This window comes from Bacillota bacterium, from assembly GCA_024653485.1.
Lineage (GTDB): Bacteria > Bacillota > SHA-98 > UBA4971 > UBA4971 > UBA6256.
Map to the genome: position 1 here is coordinate 235,006 of JANLFY010000003.1, position 17,696 is coordinate 252,701.

The 17,696-nt window shown below is 61.9% G+C and carries 14 protein-coding genes; 1 reads left to right on the forward strand and 13 read right to left on the reverse strand.

Annotation, left to right across the window (positions count from 1 at the left end):
- Positions 1 to 27 precede the first annotated feature (27 nt).
- Together NUW12_03935 and NUW12_03940 are read right to left on the reverse strand one after the other, a co-directional pair.
- Entirely contained in the window at positions 28 to 1,773 is a 1,746-nt protein-coding gene (locus tag NUW12_03935; protein MCR4401919.1) for a DAK2 domain-containing protein, read from the reverse strand.
- 22 nt (positions 1,774 to 1,795) lie between these two features.
- Positions 1,796 to 2,173 carry an Asp23/Gls24 family envelope stress response protein gene (locus NUW12_03940; protein ID MCR4401920.1) on the reverse strand — a complete coding sequence of 126 codons (378 nt, stop codon included), beginning with the start codon at positions 2,171 to 2,173 and terminating at the stop codon, positions 1,796 to 1,798.
- 418 nt (positions 2,174 to 2,591) lie between these two features.
- On the opposite strand from NUW12_03940, the gene rpmB reads away from it, so the two are divergent.
- Positions 2,592 to 2,783, forward strand: coding sequence for a 50S ribosomal protein L28 (gene rpmB / locus NUW12_03945; protein MCR4401921.1), 192 nt, complete (start codon positions 2,592 to 2,594; stop codon positions 2,781 to 2,783).
- A 357-nt stretch (positions 2,784 to 3,140) separates the two neighbouring features.
- Here the strand turns inward: rpmB and NUW12_03950 are convergent, their stop codons facing one another.
- The 11 genes from NUW12_03950 to nuoF form a co-directional block, all read right to left on the reverse strand.
- Complete coding sequence (locus NUW12_03950) at positions 3,141 to 3,671, reverse strand: TlpA family protein disulfide reductase (GenBank protein MCR4401922.1); 531 nt, start codon at positions 3,669 to 3,671, stop codon at positions 3,141 to 3,143.
- Between the two features lie 180 nt (positions 3,672 to 3,851).
- Positions 3,852 to 4,790, reverse strand: coding sequence for a hypothetical protein (locus NUW12_03955; GenBank protein MCR4401923.1), 939 nt, complete (start codon positions 4,788 to 4,790; stop codon positions 3,852 to 3,854).
- Between the two features lie 74 nt (positions 4,791 to 4,864).
- The gene (gene panB, locus NUW12_03960; GenBank protein ID MCR4401924.1) at positions 4,865 to 5,722 is read right to left on the reverse strand and encodes a 3-methyl-2-oxobutanoate hydroxymethyltransferase; all 858 of its coding nucleotides are present in this window, start codon (positions 5,720 to 5,722) and stop codon (positions 4,865 to 4,867) included.
- 55 nt (positions 5,723 to 5,777) lie between these two features.
- Positions 5,778 to 6,755 carry an Ig-like domain-containing protein gene (locus NUW12_03965; protein ID MCR4401925.1) on the reverse strand — a complete coding sequence of 326 codons (978 nt, stop codon included), beginning with the start codon at positions 6,753 to 6,755 and terminating at the stop codon, positions 5,778 to 5,780.
- A gap of 229 nt (positions 6,756 to 6,984) precedes the next feature.
- Positions 6,985 to 7,545 (reverse strand): phosphodiesterase, encoded by a 561-nt coding sequence (gene yfcE / locus NUW12_03970; protein ID MCR4401926.1) that lies wholly within the window; start codon positions 7,543 to 7,545, stop codon positions 6,985 to 6,987.
- 163 nt (positions 7,546 to 7,708) lie between these two features.
- The gene (locus tag NUW12_03975; protein ID MCR4401927.1) at positions 7,709 to 8,152 is read right to left on the reverse strand and encodes an NUDIX domain-containing protein; all 444 of its coding nucleotides are present in this window, start codon (positions 8,150 to 8,152) and stop codon (positions 7,709 to 7,711) included.
- Complete coding sequence (gene ileS / locus NUW12_03980) at positions 8,145 to 11,378, reverse strand: isoleucine--tRNA ligase (GenBank protein ID MCR4401928.1); 3,234 nt, start codon at positions 11,376 to 11,378, stop codon at positions 8,145 to 8,147. Before ileS ends, NUW12_03975 begins: the two co-directional genes overlap by 8 nt.
- Positions 11,379 to 11,859: 481 nt before the next feature.
- Positions 11,860 to 12,027 (reverse strand): zinc-ribbon domain-containing protein, encoded by a 168-nt coding sequence (locus NUW12_03985; GenBank protein MCR4401929.1) that lies wholly within the window; start codon positions 12,025 to 12,027, stop codon positions 11,860 to 11,862.
- Between the two features lie 86 nt (positions 12,028 to 12,113).
- Positions 12,114 to 12,923, reverse strand: coding sequence for a hypothetical protein (locus NUW12_03990; protein MCR4401930.1), 810 nt, complete (start codon positions 12,921 to 12,923; stop codon positions 12,114 to 12,116).
- A 319-nt stretch (positions 12,924 to 13,242) separates the two neighbouring features.
- Complete coding sequence (locus tag NUW12_03995) at positions 13,243 to 14,967, reverse strand: NADH-dependent [FeFe] hydrogenase, group A6 (protein ID MCR4401931.1); 1,725 nt, start codon at positions 14,965 to 14,967, stop codon at positions 13,243 to 13,245.
- Between the two features lie 20 nt (positions 14,968 to 14,987).
- Complete coding sequence (gene nuoF, locus NUW12_04000; protein ID MCR4401932.1) at positions 14,988 to 17,696, reverse strand: NADH-quinone oxidoreductase subunit NuoF; 2,709 nt, start codon at positions 17,694 to 17,696, stop codon at positions 14,988 to 14,990.

Here is a 17,696-nt window from a genome sequence, read left to right on the forward strand (position 1 = left end):
TCCCATGATCCAGCCCCGAGTGTCCCTCTACTCGGCGGACATGATGTAGTAGTACAGCGGCTGCCCGCCGTAGTGCACCTCTACCTCGCAGTGGGGATAGATGTCGGAAAGCCGCTCCCCAAGCGCCTGTGCTTCGGTGGCGCTCACGTCCTGCCCGTAATAGAGCGTGAGCAGAGAGCTCTCCTCCGTCACCATCTGGCTCGCGAGGCTCATTGCCACCTCATCGCGGTCCTTCCCCGCCGCGCAGATGTCCCCATCCTTGATTCCAATGACGTCGTTCTGGTCTATCGAAAACCCGTTCACGCTCGAACTGCGCACCGCGTACGTCACTTCGCCGGTGCTCACATGGCTCAGAGCCTCGTTCATTGCTCGCGCATTCGCGGCGATGTCGGACGCGGCGTTGAAAGCGACCAGTGCTGCAACTCCTTGGGGGATGGTCTTCGTTGGGACGACGGAAATCGCCTTGTCCTCCACAAACTCCCTGACCCTGTCAGCAGTGAGGATCACGTTGCTGTTGTTAGGAAGGATGATCACGCTCTTGGCGTTGACTCGTCGGGCAGCGTTGGCGAGCTCTTCGATGGAAGGATTCATGGTCTGTCCACCCTCGACCACGACGTCGGCGCCCAGGCTCCGGAGGATGGTCGCCAGCCCCTCGCCCACAGCGACTGCGACTATCCCCACGGGCTTCTCGACCGCCTCGGGTCGGGGTCTCGCTTCAGCGGGCACGCTCACCCCGGCCCGCGCCGCGCGCGTCTCAAGCAGACCGCCGTTCCGCTGTCCGCCGACCCCGACCGGACGCCCGGGAGGGCCCATCGCCTCGAACTCATCATGTTGGTCAGCCATGTTGTTTATCTGAATCTCGTGAAGGTCCCCGAGGCGCAGGCAGTACTCAAGGACGCGACCGGGATGGTTCGTGTGCACGTGGACCTTGGCGACGTCGCTCGTTCCCACCACGAGCAGACAATCCCCGGCGTCGGCCAACTCCTGCCGGATGCGGTCGAGGGGCAGAGACCTCCCCTTGAGGAGGAACTCTGTACAGTAGCGGAACCTGAGGCTCTCTTTGACCGTCGCCTCTGACTGCGCCTGCCGCGCAGCCTGACTGGACCCCGTTGCGCGGGCGACCTGAAGCAGGGGCTCCTGACGGCCCGCAGTCATTTCCCCCCGGAGGGCTTTCACCGCGCCCTCCCAGAAGAACACCAACCCCTGCCCCCCGGCGTCGACCACGCCGGCCTCTCTCAACGTCGGGAGCAGTTCCGGCGTCCGCTCAAGCGCGGCGCGCGCGTCCTCGAGCACCTTCTCCGCAAGCGCCAGCACGTCGAGGCCTGCCCGTACGCCTTGCGTCGCGGAACGGGCTGCCTCCCGCGCCACGGTCAACATGGTCCCCTCGACAGGCTTCATGACGGCCTTGTAGGCCATGGCAGCCGCGCTCTGCAGAGCCTGCGCGAGGTCCTGAGCCCGAAGTTGAGCCTTGCCCTCGACCCCTTTCGCGAAACCCCTGAGAAGCTGCGAGAGTATCACGCCCGAGTTGCCCCGCGCCCCCATCAGGGAGCCCATGGCTGCAGCGTCCGCCACCTCCGAGAGCGTCGTCCCGCCCGCCTTCTCCGCCTCGCGCACGGCGGACAGCAAGGTAAGGTGCATATTCGTCCCAGTGTCGCCGTCGGGAACCGGGAACACATTGAGAGAGTTCACGAATTCCTTGTTCGCCCCAAGCCATTCGGTGCCGGCCGCGATCGCGCGCGCAAGATCACCAGCATCTAGCAAATCACGCCCCAACGCGCCAACCTCCTGTTGCCGGTCACGTGCGCTTATCCTGTCGGACATGCGTCACCCTCACACCCTGAACAGTGATGTTCACTCTCGCCACCTTGAGGCCGGTCATGCTTTCAACCACGTAGCGAACCTTGTCCATGACGTTCTGAGCGACCTCGGTGATCTTCGTGCCGTACTCGACGATGATGTACAGGTCTATGACGACCTCATCGCCGGCCAGCTTCACCTCGACGCCGCGGCTCAGGTTCTCGACGCCGAGGAGCTCCGCGATCCCGTCCTGGATGTTCCGTGAGGCCATTCCGACCAGGCCATAGCACTCAGTCGCGGCCATGCCCGCGACGAGCGCGATCACCTCGTCTGAGATGGTTATCTGGCCAAGCTCGGTGCTGACGTCTCTGCCCATGAACCGCCATACCCCCTGCCGTGCCCCACGAAACGGAGCCCAGGTAAGAAAGCCAGCCGCTTCTACATTCTCCGCACCAGGTGAAATTCCTTTTCGCTATCCTATGCACGTCGACGCCGTGTTTAGAATGCCCTCATTCCTGAGGAGCCTCTGCGCTCGAATACGACCGCGCCAAAGTCACGGATCCAGACCCACCGCACGAACCCTTCGAGCCCCGCCTTCCAGCGATGCCCCGAAAGCCGCGGCGCGCACCGGCGGCCTCAGCCCTCGCTGTGGCGTAACCTATCTCGGCATCGGCTCACGCCAGCCCCAGCGCGCGGGCGGGGGACAAACCCGGCTTCCCCGTGCCGCTTGCGCAGCCTGCGTCGCTATGATACAATACACGTCGGGTCTTTGCAAGACAAGGAGGTGCTCGTTCGTGTCGTACCGGTGCGAGATCTGCGGCAAGAGCCCGCATGTTGGCAGACAGGTGAGCCACTCGGACATCAAGACTCCTCGCAAGTGGCTGCCGAACGTCCGTCGCGTGAAAGCCCTCGTCAACGGCGCCCCGAAGCGCATCTATGTGTGCACTAGGTGCTTGCGCTCCGGAAAAGTGGAGCGCGCCCATTAGTCACCCTAGCCTCGTGTCCCACCTGAAGACTCATGGTGCTTCGGCAGAGCCCGTGCCCGGCGTCTCCCGGAACCCGATACCGCTCGATGGCTTGCTTGCCGCGCCATCCGGCCGGACGGGTTCTTGTCGTTTTCGCGTGCCACTTTGCGTGCCCGGAGCCCGGAGAAAGATCGGGAGGCATACCCGGGTAAGCACCCCGGGTAAGTACGCTGGCAGCGCGTGTCTCGGCCGGGCGCAGCCATACCTGGCCTCGGCGAGGCCTTCCTTGCGCCCATGCTCGGTGCACGGAGGGAGCCAGGGCGCTGTCGGGCGCCTGAGTCCGCGCGATAGGCGGCGTCACAAGCGCCCCACTTCGCTTTAGAGCAGCGGTTTCACGATTTCCTCGAGCTCTGCGCGACTCGTCATCCCCACGATCCGCGACCTGATTGTCCCAGACCTGTCCACGATGACGGTGGTCGGTATCGCCTCGACTTCATATGCGTTTGCGACGTCTCCTGAGAAGTCGCAGACGATGGGGAAATCCATCTGAGCGTCCTTTGCGAAATCTCTCACGTGGTCCTCTGGCTCTCGAAGGTTCACCGCCAGCACAACGACTCCCTTGTCTTTGAAATCATCGTGGAAGCCAACAAGGTCTGGAATCTCCTCCCTGCACGGCGGGCACCATGTGGCCCAGAAATTCACGACTGCCACGGCCTTGTCCCGGTAACTTGCGAGAGAGACTTCGGTTCCATCGAGAGCCCTGAGTGTGAAGTTGGGCGCGAGCCCACCCTCTCCCGTCGACGGCGAAGGCCCTATCCCCGTGCCCTGCGGCCGGTTGGTGACTACGTACCCGACGGTGCCAGTGATAAGGAGAATACCGATGAGCAGGAGCATTCTTTTCGTTCGCAATTGTCCCCCTCCCTTGAAAGTTTCTGAGGCGTCTCGGCTCCATCATAATACCCCATAGGGTATATTGCAATGCGTTCTTCTAGCTCCGTGCCGCAACCGCACACCGGACTCACCCTGTGCCCAGAGATGCAAAGAGCGCACGGAAACCCCGTGCGCTCCACACCGCCGAATCGGGGCGGGTCAAGGCTGGGGAATCGCGAGCCCTGGAACCCCGTGATCGGAGACCTTGACATCCGGATAGGTGTCCTTGATGATCTCCGTTATCGTCCGGATGGACCTGATCTTCAGCCTCGCGAGGTCCGCGAGAGCGGCCTCGGACGCGCCCCACGGCGCGTACATTCCCACGCTCGTGCCGCTCTCCATCTTGAAATAGCACGGCGCGGCGACCCTGGCTATCTCAGGGGTCTCATAGAACCTGTTCATGCCACCCCAGGTATCGAATATCTGAACGTGGACGTCCATGGGAATATCGATGACCTTCCTCATCGCGGCCAAGGCGGCAAGGGAGCTGTCAGCAATTGGGTTGAAGGTACCCGCCCCAAGGCCCTGCAACAGCCTTGCCCCTGCGGCGTTGGCATGACCGGCGAATATCGACACTTTGAACGTCACGTCCTGAGGTAGATCGCCGTTCTTCTTCATCTCGTTCAGCACCATGAGAACGCCCTCATCCCACACCAGGAACCCGCGGAACCCTATGTCCACGGCACGCATCACGTCGTACACGAAGTGCGCGACCATATCGCAGCCTCGCAGTCGCATGCCGCAGACGGCCCCTTCAGGGGTGGCGATCTGCCTCCCTGAATACCACGTCGGCCTCGGCCCGGGAGTGAGGATGACCTCGATCCTCTCGTCGTGGGCCACCCTTGCGAACTCAGCAAGCTCATCGCGAGTAGCCCAAGTCGCCCCCCGTACCACTGATATGGCTCTGTGGAACGGAACCCTTTGCTTCTTGGCCTCATCAACACAAGCTCTGAGGACCGCCGTGGTCTCGATACCCGAGACTTCCACGCGCCAGTGCGCCCCGTCGGGGAACCTCTTCGTCGAACTCGGCAGTTCTGCCAAGTCGCGGCCTGGAATGCCAGCCCGCTCCAGAGCTTCGCGCACGCTCCTCATATCCAAGTGGCAACACCTCCGTGCAGCACATGTCCCTCCGGACTCCTCCGCCCGCCTGAGCGTTCGCCGGCTGTCGGCTGTCACCGGTTGTCAAGGGACTTCAAGAACTCCGCAAGCTTGTCCGGCTCACCCTCTTTCATCTTGTACGTGTGCTTCTCCTCGGGGAACTTGAGCTCCCTCACATCGCGTACGTATTCGCTTATGGCGGCGGTGATGACCTCAGCCAGGTTGGCGTACTTCTTCACGAATTTGGGCGTGAACGCTTCGACGAGCCCCAACATGTCCCCGTTGATGAGGAGCTGGCCGTCGCACTGCAGCCCCGCGCCGATTCCCAGGACCGGTATGCTGAGCCGCTTCGTTATCGCCTCGCCCACCTCTGGTGGGATCGCCTCCAGAAGCAGGGCGAACGCTCCGGCCTCTTGAATCGCCATGGCATCCAGGACAAGCTCGCGGGCAGCCTCCGCGGTGCGCCCTTGCGCCTTGAACCCACCGAGCTGACCGGAGCTCTGAGGAGTAAGACCTATGTGCCCCATGACCGGAATGCCCGCGTCAACGATGGCCTTTATCTGGCTTATGACCCTCCTGCCGCCTTCCAGCTTTATGGCGTCCATCTGGGCTTCCTTGAGGAATCGGCCGGCGTTCTCGACGGCTTTCTCAACTGAAGACTGGTAAGACATAAAGGGCATGTCGCCGATGACGAAGGTGTTTGGAGCACCCCTTCTCACGGCCCGGCTGTGGATGATCATTTCATCCATGGTGACAGGGATCGTCCCGGGAAGCCCGTACACTACCATACCGAGAGAGTCCCCCACGAGGAGCATGTCGATGCCCGCCTTCTCGGCGAACGACGCAATGGGAAAGTCATACGCGGTAAGGAAAGTGATCTTCTCCCCTTTGCGCTTCATGTCCACGAAATCGAGAACCGTCTTCTTCGCCAAGCCCAGCCCCCTCCTTCTGTCACTTGCTTGACAGCGACACGCGCTTTCCCAGACTTCACCAGACCAGCTTGACATCGTCGAGCAGGGTGGTCCACGCCCACCCCGAGCACTCGAACCTTAACGACTTCAGGACCACTGGCCTTGGGACCAGCACGCTCAGGTTGTATGACCTGGATGTCCACCTCCCGAGCTCCACGAACTCGGCAAAGCTGTCTATACCCCCCTCCGATGGCAGGTGGAAGTAGTATGCTTTCACGAATGAATGCTCGACGCGGTTCCGATCGAGGTACGTCAGGATCACTTTCAAGGGATAGGTGGAGGCGGTCGTGTACTCCTTCAGCGTATAGTCATCGAGGCGAAGGTCGAAGGACAGGAACACCAACCCCGACGCTGGCACCTCCGCGTCGATCCTCTGCTCGATCGCGCACGACCCCATCTCGAACGTGGGAGGCCGCGTGATCCTGAGAACGTGCTCACGCTGACCGTCAGCCACCACAGACCAGGACGCCGCCCGCGACCCCGCTGCCTCGCTGTGGCTCCATGACCAACCGGCAAGACCACCTGCCGCAAACCCGCCGTTCGCCGGAACTGCCACGGGCGCAGGGGGGCTCTTCGTCGTCGTGAAAGACCACGAGTAGTCCTGTCCCATCTCAGTGCCCTGAGAGTCTCTCGCGCTCCCGCTCACCGTGATCCTGTAGGTCGTGGAGTACCTCAGAGGTTTCGCCGGGATCACGACCATGATCGTCTTGTTGTTCAGGAATTGCCAGCTCGCCGGGAATGCGAGTTCCGGCGCGGGCGAGATCGTAACTGCCCTCATGGCGGAGGCTTCATCCATACTCTCGCTGAATACTATGTGAATCGCCGTGTCCACGGGGACGTGCTGCATGCCGTCTGACGGATAAACCTGCACGACCCTGGGGGCCTTGGACTGAGGATCGCTGTCCCCCGCAAGCGTGATCTCGTTCGTCGTCAACGTCCAGACCAACGCCAGCACAAGAGCAACCGCTGCTGAGAATCTAACGGACTTCGGCATCACGTCGCCTCCTCGTCTCCCACCTGCCTGAACGCCCCTTGGCCACAGGTTCGACACGTCACGCACCTAGGCTGAGGAACCGGGACCCGTGCCCGGCCGTGCCGCTTTCGTGCCTGACTCCTCCAACATCGATGGGATTCGCTATCGAAGAGGGATCTCCTCCTCTGCGCGCTTCCCGCCGCTCCACCACGACGCCGAGTGCCGCACTCAAACCTTGGCGGCCACGCGGTCACCAATGGCACGAAGCCAATTCCGTTCCGTCATCAATGTGAAGGATGCGCACCGTACGGTCATCGACAACGGCAACCGTGCCGCGTCTGTCCCCCGTCTTCGGGAGAGCCGGACTTCCCGGGTTGAGGATCAATCCGCCCTCCTCCCCGGCAGGCCTCTCGATTACAGGCACATGGGTATGCCCCGTCACCACCAGGTCTGCTCGATAGCGTCGCATGAGACTGACCATGTCTGCGCCGGATGCAAGATGCCCGTGGTGTACCAGGATGTACCTGTGCTCGACCACGACCAGGGCGTAAGGAGCTTGGATCGGCACGTCCAGCACGAGCTGATCGATGTCGGCGTCGCAATTGCCCCTAGCGACGACCAACCGGCCTTCATATGCGTTGATGGCTTCAGCCAGACTCTTCGCATCGTGGCCCTGGGGAAGGGGATTCCTCGGGCCGTGGTACAGCACGTCCCCCGCGTGAAGCAGGACGTCGACCTTCCCGATCACAGCGAGGGCCCTTTCCCACGCCGTGAGGGAACCATGCGTATCGCTTATCACTCCAAGCCTCACAGCAAGACACCTCCCGCGCACGAGCCGAGTGGCCTCGCTCGCTTCCACGCGTCTCCAAGCCTTGCCCCAAGCTCATGAGGCCTCCCCCGCACACAGGGGTCGGACTCATCCCAAGCTCGCAAAGCGCCTTGGCGTGGAGGAGACAGAGCGGCCCGAGCGCATCTCACAAGACTCTCGATGCGGCGACCCTGACGAGCGCGCCGTCATACTTCAGGAGGTCAGCCGCATGTTGCCAGGGCAGGAAACAGGCGGCGGTGATGCCCTCTTCCCATTGGGGCGTCGGTTGCACGTCACCGGCCAAGCCGTCGCCTCCCGTCGGAGTCGTCTCACGCCCAAGGAACCAATAGACGACCTTGTCAACGGGCTCGCCTGTTCCTTCCGAGGCGTAGGTGTACTCGCTCGTGCCGGCGGACCCCAGGATCTCGGCGCGAACCCCCGTTTCCTCTTCCACCTCGCGCAGGGCTGCGACTTCGGGCGTCTCTCCCGGCTCGACCCTCCCTTTCGGGAGCACCCATTCACCGAAACGATTCTTGATGACGAGCACCCGGTCGCCTCTGAAGACGACCACTCCCGCGCTCACCTCGTGTTTCCTTCCAAGCTCACTCATGCTCAGCTCCCGCTCCTTGCGGACAGCTCGATGGCTCCCGAGCGCCCTCTCTGGTTCTCGCGCCTCGTTGCTTGCGCTCCACGCTTATCACAACGTCATGACCGTTGACATCCCACTCCCGAGTCAGCTCTCCACAAGTCCTCGCGGCCGCGACTTCCCCTCCGAACTCGAGTTCCTCCGATAGGGTCTCCTCCATCAAGTAGTCGCGATGGACCTCGCATGCTTCGCGAACATCCGCGTCGGCCCAGAATACGGTGCGGATTCGGTCCTCGATGTTGAAATCAGCCTCCTTCCGCGTCGTTTGGATCTTGTTCACCATCTCGCGCGCGAGTCCTTCCATGACGAGGTCGCGGGTAAGCTCGGTGTTGAGGGCGACCGCAACACCGCCCTCGGATTCCACCGCGTAGCCTTCCTTCTCCACGGTCTCAACGCTGACCTCGTCGCGCGTCACGGTAACCCGCGAGCCCCCCGCGCACACTTGGATCTCGCCGCGCCGTTCCATGGCGTCCACGACTTCTTCAGGATCCATGCTGGAGAGAGCAGACACGATTTCCTTGACGAGCCTCCCATGCTTCGGGCCGAGGAGATCGTACCTCGGCTTGACCTTGAAAGACACGAACTTGCGAGTGTCGCTCGCCGCCCGTACAGCCTTCACGTTCAGCTCATCCCTTATGATGTCCTCCAGCGCGGCGACTGCCCGCGCGCCGACGGGATCTCCAGCGACCACCGCCATCTCGGAGAGCGGCTGACGGTTCTTTATGTTCACTTTATTCCGTGCCGCCCTGCCGAGGGTGACAATCTTCCGGGCAAAGTCCATGTCTCGCTCGAGCTCGGGATCAACGAACGCCGGGTCGCACTCCGGGTAGTCGCATAGGTGAACGCTCTCCGGGGCGCCTCTCCCCCGCTCTCCTTCGAGGTTCCTATAGATCTCCTCCGCTACGAACGGCGTGAACGGCGCGAGGAGCTTCGCCACCCCCACCAACATCTCGTGGAGGGTAAGGTACGCCGCAACTTTGTCGTCGTCCATCTCCGGCCCCCAATAACGCCTCCTCGATCGTCGCACGTACCAGTTGCTCAGGTCGTCTACGAACTCCTCAATCGCCCGCGCCGCGCTGGTGATGTTGTATGCATCAAGCTCGCTCCGGACTTTCCTCGCAAGGACGTTGAACCTTGATATTACCCATTTGTCCAGGAGAGAGCGCCGCTCCACGGCCAGCTCGTGCTGAGCAGGATCGAACCCGTCGACGTTCGCGTACAGGACGTAGAACGAGTACACGTTCCGAAGCGTGGAGAGGAACCTCCGCTGGGACTCGCCCACCGCGTCCATGTAGAACCGCGTGGGGTTCCACGGCGGGTTGACAGTGTACAGATACCACCTGAACGCGTCGGCGCCATAGGTGTCGAATACCTCCCAGGTATCAACCACGTTCCCCTTCCTCTTGCTCATCTTTTGGCCCTCTGAGTCCAGGATGTGACCGAGCACCAAGACGTTCCGGTACGGCGGCCTCTCGAAGAGCAGGGTGGATATGACGAGCAGCGTGTAGAACCAGCCGCGAGTCTGGTCGATTGCCTCGCATATGAAGTCCGCCGGGAAGTGCCTCTCGAACTCCTCCTTGTTCTCGAAGGGATAGTGCCACTGCGCGAACGGCATCGAGCCCGAGTCGAACCACGCATCGATCACCTCTCGCGTCCGCCTCATCGTCCCATTGCACTCGGGGCATCTGAGCTCGACTTGGTCGATGTACGGCCTGTGCAGCTCGAGCCTCTCGGGCAGAAGCGTGGCCATCTCCTTCAGCTCGGCCACACTTCCGACACAGTGCTGCTTGCCGCAACGTTCACATATCCAGATCGGAAGCGGAGTGCCCCAGTACCGTTCGCGGCTTACGGCCCAGTCTATCACGTTCTCCAGGAAATTGCCCATCCGTCCGTCCTTGACGTACTCTGGGTGCCAGTTGATGGCTGCATTGTTCCGCAGGAGGGCTTCTTTCACGGCGGTTGTCTTGATGAACCACGACGTCCGAGCGTAGTACAGGAGAGGTGTGTCACATCTCCAACAGAACGGGTACGTGTGCCGGTGAGTCTCGCTCCGGTAGAGCTTGCCACCCTCCTGTAGCGCTCCGATGATCAGAGGATCTGCATCCTTGACGAACACGCCCTTCCACGGGGTCACCGCGTCGACGAACCGACCCTCGGCGTCCACGAGCTGTACCACCGGAAGGCCGTGCGTCACCGCGGCGGCCATGTCGTCCTCTCCAAATGCGGGCGCGAGATGGACTATCCCCGTGCCTTCCTCGAGGGTGACGAAATCCTCGCTGACCACGAACCACGCCCGCCTGCCAGGATGAGCGAACGGGAAGAGCGGCTCGTATTCCTTTCCCGCGAGGGCCATCCCTGAAAACTCCTCAACCGTCTCGAAATCCTCGCGCACCGCGGCCTCAAGAAGCCCTTTCGCCAGGATGAGCAGCTCGCCGGTGCGAGCGAGCCTTACCTTGACATACGTGAAGTCCTTCGAAACCGCCAATGCCACGTTGGACGGGAGTGTCCATGGCGTTGTGGTCCACACGAGGAAGAACGTGTTGTCCTCGCCCTTGACCCTAAACTTCACGTATACGGACGGGTCCTCGACTTCCGCGTATCCTTGCGCCACCTCGTGGCTGGAAAGGGCGGTGCCGCAACGCGGGCAGTACGGCACGACTTTGTAGCCCTGATAAAGAAGGCCTTTGTCCCATATCTGACGCAACGCCCACCACACTGACTCGATGTAGTCATTGGTGTACGTGACGTACGCGTTGTCGAGGTCGATCCAGAACCCCACGCGCTCAGTCATGCGCTCCCACTCGCGCTTGTACCGGAACACGCTCTCCTTGCACTTCTCGATGAACTTTTCGACCCCATACTCCTCTATGTGCTTCTTGCCGCTTATGCCAAGCTCCTTTTCGATTTCGAGCTCGACCGGCAGTCCGTGCGTGTCCCAGCCGCCTTTCCTGTCCACGTGGTAGCCTGCCATCGTACGGTATCGCGGCACCAAGTCCTTCATGGCCCTTGTCAAGACGTGACCGGGATGCGGCAGAGCGTTCGCCGTCGGCGGGCCCTCGTAGAACACGAATCTCGGGCCGCCTCTGCTCTTCTCCAATGTCTTGTCGAAGATCCCGCCTTCCGTCCAGAACTTCAGAATCTCCTTTTCCATCGCGGGAAAACTCACATCTAGATCCACTTTCCTAAACATCGTCACAAGCCACCTCCGGCACTCTGTTCGTGGACACGCCGCGGCCTGTCCCGCCCCAACCCCAACACCACCTAGAGAAGTGTGGGCATTGCATTGCGATCTAATCCGGAAATCAAAAGCCTCCCGTCCCACATCAAGGGACGGGAGGCAAACCTCCCGCGGTACCACCCGAGTTGGCCGCGTGACATGCGGCCCTCTCACAGGCACAACCCGCCCCGAGACGCGCCCAGGCTCGGGCATGCCCTGCCTCGATATCGGGAGGATCCGGCGGTGTCTACTCTCCACCCGCAAGGAGCTCGGGATTTCGCACCGCAACTCAAGGGTGATTTTCAGCGGCCTCTGAGCCCCGACTCGCACCACACTCGGTTCGCTTCACACCAAAGGCAGCCTACTCTTCCCTCTCATCGCCGTTGATTCTCGTATCGCCTGCGTGCAGCCACGCCACTACTTGAATCGAGTCTACCATAGGAGTTCGGTCGCGTCAACTGCGGTGCGTCGGACCCCTGCGAAGCGGGATTCTCTTTATGAAGGGCAGTTTCGGGGTATCATGTGATACGGTCTTGGGACCCGGCAGAAGGCCCTGACCGCACCTCTCGCACACCTCAGCTCCGTCAGGATTCGCTTCTCCGCAGTTCGGGCACTCGATCACCTCGGGCTCACCTCCCTCTGTGGACCGGGGAAGGCCCCGGTTCCCCCTTATCAATATGCCGGCGGAGCCCTGAGGTGACGACGGTATCACCGGGCCAGTTCAACCTGGATCATGGTTATGACCTTGGTGTCCTGGCCGTTGCCAGCGTAGGTCACTATCTCCGAAGACTCCAGCCTCACCACCCTGCCCGATGCGAGGTGGAACGTTCCCGTGCCCACGTACGTGTAGTCCTTCGAATTCACCCTGCCCTTTCGGGAGATCTCGTACTTGACCTTGAAGGCGTCCTGAGACCCCACGCGCTCGATCCCCTCGAACCTGTATGTGCGCCTCTCGAGCACCAGGCTGCCGCCAGCCGTTGAGTACAGCTCGTCATTCACGGTCCACGTTTCGCCAGGGACCACAGGCCGGTCAGCCAGGATGATCTGAGCGAGCCACAGAGTCTCGACCTGCCGCCCGTCCCACGGTTTAAGGCCTTCTGCTTCAATGATCCGCCCGGTCTTTTCAACCGTGAGATAGTACCTCAAAGGCTCCAGCCTCCTCCCCTCCTTCCCCTCCGGAGTCGAGGTGCCGGAGCACGCCACAGTCTGCCGGATCCTGCCGTCGCCGGTGGGCACGCTTTCCACCTGCACCTCCTCCCTGTAAAGGTTGGTGGTGCGCTTGGATCCGGAGTAGATCGTCTCGCTTATGAGCACCTGGTAGGAAAGAGTCTCACCTTTCCTGGCGTCGTACTGAAGCAGGTACGAAGATGGGCCGGCGGCTTCCGCTCTCCCTTCGCGGTAGACAGGAGCCAAGCCTGTTGCGAGCGCGGTCAGGCCTGCAACTCCCGCGATCAGAATCGTAAGGTGGGCACTATGGCGCCCTGCCAGGGCGCGTCGGCCCCGAGTGCTCTTATACATCGCGGTGTCCCCCTTCGACGGGCCATGGGCCGGCGGGTGACGGCCGAGAACGGATCTCGCGTCCGGACAACCCGCCCTGTACCAGGTCAATTACGCGACCGGACGCACGTTCCCGCTGTCCTGGATTATACAGTACTTCTCATCGTGTGACCAAACTCCTTTTGCGCTCCCGATCGAATCACGTCCCGGGACCGGGTGCGCCGCTTGAGCCGGTCATGACGCGATGTACAGAGAAAAGCCCGCATCGCTCGATGCGGGCAGCCGCCAGACCGACCGGGTCTGCGGCGCGGGTATGAGGTTGGGAGCCGACAACAACATTTCAGAACCGCGCCCGTGCGTGGTAGTGAGTATGCAGAAGCTCGTGGGACCTCTCGCCGAGCGGCCTGCCCAGGAATTCCCTGTAGAGCTCTTGCACAGCCGGGTTGAGGTGGGACTTGCGCAGCGGCATGTGCTTATCCTCTTCGTAAATGGCCGCGATCCTCTTCATCCTCGTCTCATCGTTCGTGGGAATGGGTTGTCCGCCGCCGCCAATGCACCCGCCGGGACACGCCATTATCTCTATGAAATGATAGTCTGCCTCGCCATTGCTTACCCTGTCCAGAAGGCGTCGCGCGTTCCCGAGACCATGAGCAACCGCTACTCGCACGCTCGTCCCGTCCAGGTTCACCTCGGCCTCCTTGACTCCCGCAAGGCCGCGCACAGGCACGAAGTCTATGTTATCGAGCTCGCGGTCCAGCACCACCTCGGACACAGTCCGCAGTGCCGCCTCCATCACGCCACCCGTGACGCCGAAGATAGCGCCCGCCCCCGTGGATATGCCGAGAGGCGGATCGTAGGGCTCTGGGGCGAGAGACTCGAAGTCGATCCCGGCTTCGCGGATCATCCTGCCCAGTTCCCTGGTGGTCAAGACGGCGTCCACGTCAGGGTACCCGCTGGCAGTCATCTCGGGCCTCCTGGCCTCAAACTTCTTCGCTGTGCACGGCATGACCGATACCACGAAGATGTCCTTCGGGTCGATCCCCGACTTCCGCGCGTAGTAGGTCTTCGCCAAGGCGCCGAACATCTGCTGCGGCGACTTGCAAGTGGAAAGGTTCGGCAGGAGGTCCGGATAGAAGTGCTCTACGAACTTGATCCATCCGGGGCTGCACGAGGTGATGAGCGGCAGCTTGCCGCCGTTGCGCAACCGCGCTATGAACTCGTGCCCCTCCTCCATTATCGTGAGATCCGCCGTGAAGTCCGTGTCGAACACCATGTCGAACCCCAGCCTGCGCAGGGCCGCGGTGAGCTGCCCGGTCACCCGGCTTCCCGGTCCAAGCCCGCACTCTTCACCGATGCTCGCTCGTATGGCGGGTGCCGTCTGCACCACGACGTGCTTCGAAGGATCCGCGATCGCCGCCCACACCGCTTCGGTCTCGTCGCGCTCTTTCAGCGCCCCCGTCGGGCAGACAAGAACGCACTGGCCGCAGAGCGCACACACGGCGTTCATGAGCTCGTCCCCGAACGCAGGGGCGATCATCGTCCCAAAGCCCCTGTCGTTGGGGGCAAGTGCACAGACTGTCTGCACCTTCTGACACACGCTCATGCAGCGCCGACAAAGGATGCACTTGTTCGGATCGCGCACGATCGAAGGAGTGGATGCGTCCACCTTGAACTGGGCCCGTTCGCCCTGATACTCGATATCCCGTATGCCGAACCGATCGGCGAGCGCTTGCAGCTCGCAGTTCCCGTTCCTCTCGCAGGTAAGGCACTCGAAAGGATGATTCGATAGGATCAGCTCAAGCACCATCCGCCTTGCCTCGCGCACGGCCGGGGTGTTCGTGTGGACCGACATTCCCTCACCTGCAGGAGTGACGCACGATGCCTGCAGGGACTTCGCCCCATCGATTTCGACAACGCACACCCTGCATACTCCGACGGCGTTCACGTCCTTCAGGTAGCACAACGTCGGCACGTCGATTCCCGCCGCCCTCGCAGCGTCCAGGACGGTGGAGCCTTTGGGGACCTCCACCTTGCGACCGTCAACTGTGAGAGTGATCATATCCATCCTGGTTCACGCTCCATTCTTCAGTCCTTCACGTCGCACCGCAGGCACCGCGACGCCTCATAGAGAGCGGCCGCTTCAGAGAGTCTGGATACGACCTCGTCGAAGCTGCCCTTCCTGTCGGCGACCGGCAGGTGTTCAGGATGCTGGCGCATCATGCGCTCCTCGTGGATCTCCCCGGCGAGCTCTCTGCCAAGGTCACGGCTTACGGGAATCTCGCCCGTGCCGCCGAGGAACTTGTCGATTTCCTGAGCGGCGCGCCTGCCATCGGCTATCGCCTGAATCACTGTGTCCGGACCGTTCACGCAGTCTCCGCCGGCGAACACGCCGGGTTCTCCCGTAGCGTGTGTTCTTGGGTCAGCAACCAGCGTGGACCACTTCGTGACTTCGATGCGCGACCCGGCCGGAACCAACGACGAGTCCGGCCTCTGGCTTATGGCCGATATGACCATGTCCACGTCGATGACGAAGTTAGAGCCCTCAATGGGGACCGGGCGCCTTCGGCCTGTCCTGTCGAACTCCCCGAGCGACATTCGCACGCACTCCATGTTCACGAGCCTGCCGTTGCTGCCTATCATCTTGGACGGCGCTGTCAGGAAGTGGATCTTGACCCCCTCACGCTCGGCCTCGGCCACCTCGTTCTTGTCAGCTGGCATGTCCTCCCGTTGCCGCCTGTAGATGATGTGCACCTCTCTCGCGCCCAGGCGAAGGGCGGTGCGAGCCGCGTCGATCGCCGCGTTGCCGCCACCGATGACCGCGACTTTCTTACCCACTTTCCGGTGGCCGCCTACGTTCACATCGCGCAGGAACTCCACCGCTCCGACAACGCCCTCGAGCTCCTCACCGGGTACACCGAGTCTCTGGCTGACATTGGCTCCGATTGCGATGAAGATGGCCTTGTAGCCCTGAGCTTTCAGGTCGTCGATGGTGATGTCCTTGCCCACTCTCACGCCCGTGCGGATCTCCACGCCTCTCCTGCATATGTCGAGGATCTCGGCGTCGAGGACGTCTTTCGGCAGCCTGTATTCGGGGATTCCAGCCCTGAGCATCCCGCCCGCTTCGGGAAGCGCCTCGAACACCGTGACCTGATACCCGAACCCAGCCAGGTAATAAGCGGCTGTGAGACCCGCAGGCCCGGACCCGACTATCGCCACCTTGGCCTCCTTTCTGACCGACGGCACCTCGGGTGGCAGCGGGTTCATGAGCTCCCAGTCAGCGGCGAACCTCTTCAGCTCGCATATGGCCACAGCCTCATCAAGCTGCGAACGCCTGCACTTCCCTTCGCACGGGTGCGTGCACACGCGGCCGCACACGGCGGGGAGCGGGTTCTTCTCCTTTATGAGCTTCACCGCGTCCTGGTACCTCTTCTGCCTGATCAGGCTGATGTACCTGGGAACGTCAACCCCGGCCGGGCATGCGTTTTGACATGGCGCCTCGAATAGCGCGGCGCACACCGACGCGGGACACTTCTTGTCGCGGATGTGAGCTTCGTACTCGTTCCTGAAATACCGTATCGTCGTTAGCACGGGATTGGGAGCGGTCTGGCCCAGACCGCAGAGAGCGGTCTCCTTTATCCACGTGCCCAGCTTTATGAGGCGCTCGATATCGCCCTCTCGCCCCTGCCCACGCGTGATCCTCGTAAGTATCTCAAGCATCCTCTTGGTTCCGATACGGCACGGAGCACACTTGCCGCACGATTCGTCCTGAGTGAACTCCAGGAAGAACCGGGCGAGGTCCACCATGCACGTGTCCTCGTCCATGACGATGAGGCCGCCGGAACCCATTATCGTACCGAGCTCTTTCAAAGACTCGTAATCCACGCTGGTGTTGAGGAACTCCGCAGGCACGCACCCACCGGACGGGCCGCCGGTCTGAGCTGCCTTGAACTTCTTTCCTCCTGGAATGCCCCCACCGATGTCGAATATGATCTCGCCCAGAGGTATTCCCATAGGAACCTCGACGAGGCCCGTGTTGTTGATCTTTCCAGCCAAGGCGAAGACCTTCGTGCCCTTGCTCTTCTCGGTACCTATGCTTGCGAACCATTCCGGCCCCTTGAGGATTATGGGCGGAATGTTTGCGTAGGTCTCCACGTTGTTGATTAGAGTGGGTTTTCCCCATAGACCTTCGTTCGCAGGGAACGGTGGCCTCGGACGCGGTTCACCGCGTCTGCCCTCCACGGAAGCGAGGAGCGCTGTCTCCTCCCCGCACACGAACGCACCTGCGCCGACCCTGATGTCCACGTCGAAGTCGAATCCCTTGCCGAAAATGTCCTTGCCGAGCACCCCGTACTCGCGAGCCTGCATAATGGCATGCCCGAGGTGCTTGACCGCCAAGGGGTACTCCGCTCTCACGTACACGTATCCTTGAGAGGCGCCGATGGCGTAACCCGCGATGGCCATGGCTTCGATGACACTGTGGGGATCCCCCTCGAGAACACTCCTGTCCATGAACGCGCCGGGGTCACCCTCGTCAGCGTTGCAAACCACATACTTTTGATCGGCCTTCGCACGCCTCGTGAAGTCCCATTTCAGCCCTGTTGGGAACCCAGCGCCGCCTCGGCCGCGCAGCCCCGAACGCTTGACCACGTCCACTACCTGCTCGGGGCTCATCTCCGCGAGCACCTTCGCGAGAGCAGCGTAGCCGTCCTCGGCGATGTACTCCTCAATGTTCAGCGGATCTATCTTGCCGGTGTTGCGCAGGGCGATCCTCACCTGCCTGTTGAAGAAGGCGAT